We start from the raw sequence: 1,176 nt of genomic DNA, 5'->3' as shown, positions 1-1,176 counted from the left end.
GAGCCGGAGGGGCGGCGGGAGTCGGAGGGGCGGCAAGCATCGGAGAGGTAGCGGGAGTTGGCGGGTCGGCGGGCATCGAAGACCTGACGGGAGTTGGAAGCGCGGCGGGAGCCGGAGGAGCGACGGGAGTTGGAAGGGCTGCCGGAGTTGGAGAGGCAACGCACGCTGGAGGGCTGGTCGACGGCGCGGAGGTCGCCGACGGTTCCGCACAGCGCGGCGCGAGCGGTCCCGGCGACGGCCCGACACCGGAGGCGGCCTCGCCCGCAGCCCCCCGTCGGCGGCGGCGCGCCCGTACCGCCGACGGAGCTGAGGGCCGCCCCCATCCCTCGGGCGTGAACGGCCGCCGATCCGGGACCGACGGATCCCGCCCGCGCACACCGGCGCAGGGCACCGCACGCCCCGGCAGCGCACGTTCGCGCACTTCCGGGAAGGGGGATCCGCGGCGCTACGACACCTGCTCGGAGGCGCCGCGGCCGGGCGGCAACGGCATTGAGGGGGACGGGTGATCAAGGCGTGGGGGAGTGGGAGGCATCCCCGCTGGTTCAGTGGTCGGCCCGGTGCGTTCGGAGCTTGGCTCCGCGCTTGGTTCCACCAGGGCGTCCGGCCGGCGGCGGTGACTCCACACGAGGTCAGTGCTCCCAGCGCGCGGGCTGACGCCGGACCTGCTGAGGAACACACGGCGCGAGAAACGGGCGCGTGCGGCCGACGGGCCGTGCGCCGGTTCGGCGGTCACCGGGACCGGGGGACCAGCGCCGGCTGTCCGCCCTCTCCGGTCCCTTCACCGCGCCGCCATTCGGTCGGCTTCCCAGGCCGCGGGCGTGACCACGAGGAGCCCGGTTCCGTTCACCTGAGTGGCGGAACGCCTGAACGGGTCGTGTCGCCGGACAGCCCTTGTCCTCCCGGAACCGTCCACCCGGCGCCGAACACGTCTGAGGCGCACAGAGCGCAGAAGAAGCCGCCCATGTACCCGCCGACTCCGCCCTCCGACGCCGACGACCACCCTGACTCCCGTGTCCCCGAGCCGCGCTCGATCCGGGGTACCAACGTGTGGCCGGAGTACCAGGGCACCGGCTCCCCGCCCCCGCACACGGGTACGTCCGACACGGGCACCGCCGACCCCGAGCACCCGCCGCAACTGTCCCATCCGCCGGCAGAAGGGTGGGCGCCCGGCCAGAT

2 protein-coding genes are annotated in these 1,176 nt (G+C 74.7%); one reads left to right on the top strand and one right to left on the bottom strand.

The window, feature by feature from the left end:
- Window positions 1-323, bottom strand: a 323-nt coding sequence (locus AC31A1_RS51710; protein ID WP_489659960.1) for a hypothetical protein, incomplete at its 3' end; no start/stop codon positions are given.
- Between the two features lie 638 nt (window positions 324-961).
- Between AC31A1_RS51710 and AC31A1_RS51705 the strand changes: the two genes are divergently transcribed.
- On the top strand, window positions 962-1,176 hold a 215-nt coding region (locus AC31A1_RS51705), incomplete at its 3' end, for a hypothetical protein (RefSeq protein ID WP_489659959.1).

Source organism: Streptomyces sp. P5F9, from assembly GCF_057961495.1.
This window is presented reverse-complemented; position numbering and strand designations above follow the sequence as displayed.